Annotated in this window: 4 protein-coding genes and 1 pseudogene; 1 reads left to right on the top strand and 4 read right to left on the bottom strand. The window is 61.3% G+C overall.

Going from position 1 to position 4,871, the window contains the following annotated elements; translation table 11 throughout:
- From ABYW26_RS10615 to ABYW26_RS10600, 4 genes are all read right to left on the bottom strand, one after another.
- Window positions 1-1,312 (bottom strand): phenylacetate--CoA ligase family protein (locus ABYW26_RS10615; protein WP_372604815.1); only part of this gene is annotated, 1,312 nt, incomplete at its 3' end.
- Window positions 1,313-1,339: 27 nt separating this feature from the next.
- Entirely contained in the window at window positions 1,340-2,500 is a 1,161-nt protein-coding gene (locus tag ABYW26_RS10610; protein ID WP_028288575.1) for an acyl-CoA dehydrogenase family protein, read from the bottom strand.
- A gap of 9 nt (window positions 2,501-2,509) precedes the next feature.
- Window positions 2,510-3,289, bottom strand: coding sequence for an enoyl-CoA hydratase/isomerase family protein (locus ABYW26_RS10605; protein WP_028288574.1), 780 nt, complete (start codon window positions 3,287-3,289; stop codon window positions 2,510-2,512).
- The gene (locus ABYW26_RS10600; protein ID WP_028288573.1) at window positions 3,286-4,467 is read right to left on the bottom strand and encodes an acyl-CoA dehydrogenase family protein; all 1,182 of its coding nucleotides are present in this window, start codon (window positions 4,465-4,467) and stop codon (window positions 3,286-3,288) included. The genes ABYW26_RS10605 and ABYW26_RS10600 overlap by 4 nt, the downstream gene beginning before the upstream one ends.
- A gap of 93 nt (window positions 4,468-4,560) precedes the next feature.
- Between ABYW26_RS10600 and fadH the strand changes: the two are divergent.
- Window positions 4,561-4,871 (top strand): annotated as a pseudogene (gene fadH / locus ABYW26_RS10595) (NADPH-dependent 2,4-dienoyl-CoA reductase); the annotation flags it as partial.

Below are 4,871 nucleotides of genomic sequence, written 5' to 3'. Positions count from 1 at the left end.
GGTGAACGTCGGCCTTGAAGACAAGCGCGTCGCGCAGGCGTTGCTCGATCTTCTTCTTGAGGGCGGCGTCATCGGCCGGATCACGACCGGGGCCGCGTTCGACAATCACCGTCAGCGCGCCCTGCGTGGTATGGCCCTCGAAATCGGCCACGATGCGCATGACGCCGTTGGTGTCCGGCACCATTTCGGTAACGATGCTGTTGATCGCCGACGGGAAGACATTGGCCCCGCGCACGATCAGCATGTCGTCGGTGCGGCCGGTGCAGCGGATCTTCGGTCCGGTGCGGCCGCAGGAGCATTCGGTATCGATCACTTCGATATAATCGCCTGACCGGAACCGCACGAGCGGGCTCGCCTGGCGGCCGAGCGCGGTATAGACCATCTCGCCTTCTGCGCCTTTTTTCCAGGGAATGATCCTGCCGCTCTCCGGGTCGAGCAGCTCGGTCAGGACATAATCCATGTTGACCATGTGCATACCCGACTGGGCGTCGCACTCGGCCCAGTATGTCACGCCCAGATCGGTGCCGCCCAGCATCTCGGTGCATTTCGCACCCCAGGCCTTTTCGATCTTTGCCCGAATTGCGGGAATGCCGCCGCCGGGTTCGCCGCCGACGATCACGCGCTCGATACCCAGTTCGCTGGCCTTGCAGCCAAGTACCTCGGGAGCCTTTTCGGCCAGGTGCAGCACAAAGTTCGGGGCGCCGACCACGCAACGCGTGCGGGTGTCGGCGCAGGCGCGCAGCAGCCGTTCCGCACCGCCATCGGCGCCCACCGGGACATCGATCGTGCCCATGTACTGCAATCCCTGCATCACGGGGATGCCGCCGACAAAGCCCTTGGCGAGCGAAAACGCGTGCAGCACCATGTCGCCCGGCCGCACGCCATTGGCAAAGAAACAGCGTGCCGTCATCTCGTGCCACATTTCGGCGTCGGATTCGGTCAGGGCCACATATGAGGGGCTGCCGGTCGTGCCCGACGATGCCTGCATTTGGATGATCTCGTACATGGGCGCGGCGCGGTGTTTGCCGAACGGCGGATCGGCGGCCAGGCTTTCGCGGATCTCGGTCTTGTAGGTATAGGGCAGTTTCTGCAGGTCTTCGATGGTGCGGATATCGTCGAATTCCACACCGGCTTTCGCGAACTTCTCCTGATAGAAAGTCGAGTTTGCCTTGAGATAGGCCATCTGATCGCGCAGTCGCTCTTCCTGAATACGGCGCACCTCGTCGAGCGGCGTGCCCTCGATCGCGTGCCAGAAGCGATCATTTACCTTGTCGGCGGCATCCTCCCGCCGGAAGCGCATTCCAAATTGCATGTCGTTCTCCGTTCCTAGCCGTGGCGATCAATAGGATCGTGGCAGGCCCATGACCTTTTCGCCGATAAAGCTCAGGCACAGTTCGCGGTTCACCGGCGCTGTGCGCAGCAGGCGGACCAGCGGGTACATTTCGTAAAGTCCCGTATCTTCGGTAAAGCCCGATCCACCATGCGCCTGAAGCGCCGCGTCGACCGCTTCGATCCCGGCTTCGGCGGCGGCATATTTCGCCATGTTCGACGACGCACCGGCAGGCAGCTTGTTGTCGAACTCCCATGCCGCGCGCCGGGTCATCAGACTGGCCATTTCGACTGCCGTATGCGCCTTGGCCATCGGATGCTGCACGCCCTGGTGCGCACCGATGGGTTGGCCGAACACATTGCGCTCGGAGGCATAGGCCACGCCCTTGTTCAGGGCGAACCGGCCGATGCCGCAGCACAAGGCGGCCAGGATAATACGCTCGGGGTTGAGGCTGTCGAACAGGATCGAGAACCCTTCGTCCACCTCGCCGACCACATCCTCGGGGCCGAGATCCACATCGTCGAAGAACAGTGTCCACTGCTCCTCGGGCAGGGGGATCGAGATCTTCACCCGCTGCTTGTGGACGCCTTTTTTCTTCAGATCCACGGCGAACAGGGTAAAGCCGTCGGTCTTGCGGCTGACCTCGGTATGCGGTTTGGTCCGCGCCACCACGAGGCAGTAGTCGGCCACTTCGGCCCCGGTGATGAAGGTCTTTTCGCCCGACAGGCTGAACCGGTTGCCTCGACGCTTGGCCAGCGTAGTGGCCTTCATCGTGTTCGACCCGGCCCCCGGTTCGGTGATCGCGAAACAGAACTGGATATCACCGCGGCAGGCAGCCGGCAGCAGTTCTTTCTTGTGGAACTCGCTCCCGTGGCTGGCGATATGGGCCAGCGACATGGTCGGCCCGACCACCATCATCAAAAGCGGAATGCCGTGATTGGCGGTGCCCTCCATGAACAGGGCCATTTCGGTCATACCAAGGCCCGCGCCGCCGAATTCCTCGGGCACCATGATGCCCAGGAAACCGTCATCGGCAATCTGCTTGAACATCTCGTGCGGGAACTCATGCCTGCGCGCGTGGTCCAGCCAATACGCATTGTCGTATTTCTGCGCCAGCTGGCCGCCATACTCGTAAATCTGGCGTTGTTCGTCGTTCAAAATGAAATCCATGTTTCGTCCTCAGGCCTTGAATTCGGGGGCGCGCCGGTTCTCGAATGCGTCGAGGCCCTCGGCCACGTCATCGCTGGGCAGTGCACGCACCGCGGCATCGCGCTCAAGCCGCATCTGCTGGTCGATACCAAGGTCCGCACCTTCGCGCGCCAACCGCTTCATCTCGGCGATGCCGGGACGCGAGCGGGTGGCGATCTTCTGGCAGTATTCCAGCGAGATCTTGTGCAGGTCCGCATCCGGCACGATGTAGTTGACCAGGCCGGCCTCTTTGGCCTCGTCCGACTTGAGCCAGCGGGCCGAGAACATCAGGTCGAGCGCCCGGCGCTGCCCCATCAACCGCGTCAGCCGCTGCGAGCCACCCCAACCGGGAATCAGCCCGAATTGCGCATGCTGATCGCCAAACTGGGCGCTTTCGGCCGCAAAGCACACGTCGCAGGCCAGCATCAGTTCGATCCCGCCGGCCAGACACAACCCCTGCACTGCGACTACGACAGGGAGGGAGGAGGTTTCGAGCGCACGCAGGTTTTTCATGCCAAAGGCGATGAAATGGTCCAGCGCGGCGGGATCGTTCAATTTACCTTTCACTTCCACCAGATCGGCACCGGTGCAAAAGTGCTTGCCCTGCGCCCGGATGAGGATCGCCCGAATAGCGGGGTTCGCCTCGAATTCCGCACGCGCGACAGAAATACGCTCATGCACCTCAAGTGACAGGCAATTGAATTTCTCGGGGCGGGCCAGTTCGATGATGCCGGTGTTGCCCTCGGAAGTGACGAGGATGGGGTCGCTCATTTCGAGGCTCCCTTCGCCTTCTTGTCATACTGCAGCGCCATGCGACCGACCTTCTCGCGGGCGATCACCAGCTTCTGGATCTGCGCGGTGCCGTCACCGATCTGCAAGCCGAGCACATCGTTGTAGCGCTGGTGGTGGGGCAGGTCGGTGGTGTAGCCGTAATGTCCGTGCAGGATCAGGCACTGGTGCAGGATCTCGCAGGCGGTTTTGGGCAGGTACCATTTGCACATGGCGGCCTGAGAGGTGTGGGGCAGGCCACGGTCGCGCAGGTCCAGCGTGTAATAGCAAAGCTGGCGCATCATGGTCAGTTGGGTCTCGGCCTCGGCCAAGGGAAAGCTGACACCCTGATACTGCACGATCGGGGCTCCGAATGCCTCGCGCTCCTGAACGTAGGCCCAGGTTTCATCCACCGACGCTTGCGCGGCCCCCAGGCACTCCAGCCCGATCAGTGCGCGGGAATAGTCGAAGCCCGCCATGATCGTGCCAAAGGCACGGTCCTGTTCCGCCATCATGTTTTCAGCCGGCACGAAAACATCGTCAAAGAAAACCGAGCCGCGCCCGACAGGCTTGGTGCCGATGTCGTCAAAATGGGTGCGCTTGATGCCTTCCTGGTTCAGATCGACGAAAAAGGCGCTGACCCCGCGTGAGCCGCCGTCAGGATCGCCGGTACGGGCAAAGACGACCGCCGCATCCGCCTGACTGGCAAAACTCATGGATGTCTTTTCACCGTTCAGCCGCCAGCCGTTGCCGGATTTCTCGGCCCTCAGAATCAGGTTCGCCGCATCCGAACCGCCGCGCGGCTCTGTCAGGCCCAGGCCAATGACCGCATCACCCGAAACAACCTTGGGCACCCATTCCGACGCGATGTCCTTGGAGGCATGTTTGGCAACCATTCCGCCCATGAGAGAGCCCAGAAGCTGCACGTAACTTGCGTTGAAATCGGCATAGGCGATCTCTTCGACGATCAGCCCTGACGTGACAGAGCTTTCGCCGAGACCCCCGAATTCCTCGGGCAGATCGGCCCCGATCAGCCCCAGTGCGCCCATCTCCTTGATCAGCGCACGGTCGAATGTATGGCCGCTGGCGCGTTCTTGATATGTGGGCGAAAGCCTTTCAGTTGCGAAGCGCTTTGCGGTCTCGCGAAACGCCTTCTGATCGTCTGTAGGCTGGAATTGCATCGGTGCTCCTCCTCGTGAGCGAAAATCTTCTTTCCAAAAATCTAACAAATGTTAGAATGTATATCAAGTGCAGTTTTGAGGAGGAGAACCAAAGTGAAAAATAGACCAGATGGAAGCTTTGAAACCATGCTCTCGCCCATCCGCGCAGGCCAGCATACATTGCGAAATCGTGTCATCATGGGGTCGATGCACACGCGGTTGGAAACCGAGCCTGACGGCATAGCCAAACAGGTCGCTTTTTACTCTGAGCGGGCGCGGGGGGAGGCGGCGATTCTGGTCACCGGCGGGTTTTCGCCCAAAGCCGAGGGCATATTCGATCCAGAAGGTCCGAGAATCGATGACCCGGAAGAAGCGCTTGACCTGCGCCCGATCTGCGAGGCGGTGCAGGCCGAAGGCAGCCTGAT

Source organism: Actibacterium sp., from assembly GCF_041584535.1.
Taxonomy (GTDB): Bacteria; Pseudomonadota; Alphaproteobacteria; order Rhodobacterales; family Rhodobacteraceae; genus Actibacterium_D.
Note: the sequence above shows the minus strand (reverse complement) of the source record. Positions and strands in the feature narration are given on the sequence as shown.

What these genes read in the sequence shown, in the direction of transcription:
- ABYW26_RS10610 (WP_028288575.1), bottom strand. Translation starts at nt 2,500, where the DNA reads ATGGATTTCATTTTGAACGACGAACAACGCCAGATTTACGAGTATGGC.
- ABYW26_RS10605 (WP_028288574.1), bottom strand. Translation starts at nt 3,289, where the DNA reads ATGAGCGACCCCATCCTCGTCACTTCCGAGGGCAACACCGGCATCATC.
- ABYW26_RS10600 (WP_028288573.1), bottom strand. Translation starts at nt 4,467, where the DNA reads ATGCAATTCCAGCCTACAGACGATCAGAAGGCGTTTCGCGAGACCGCA.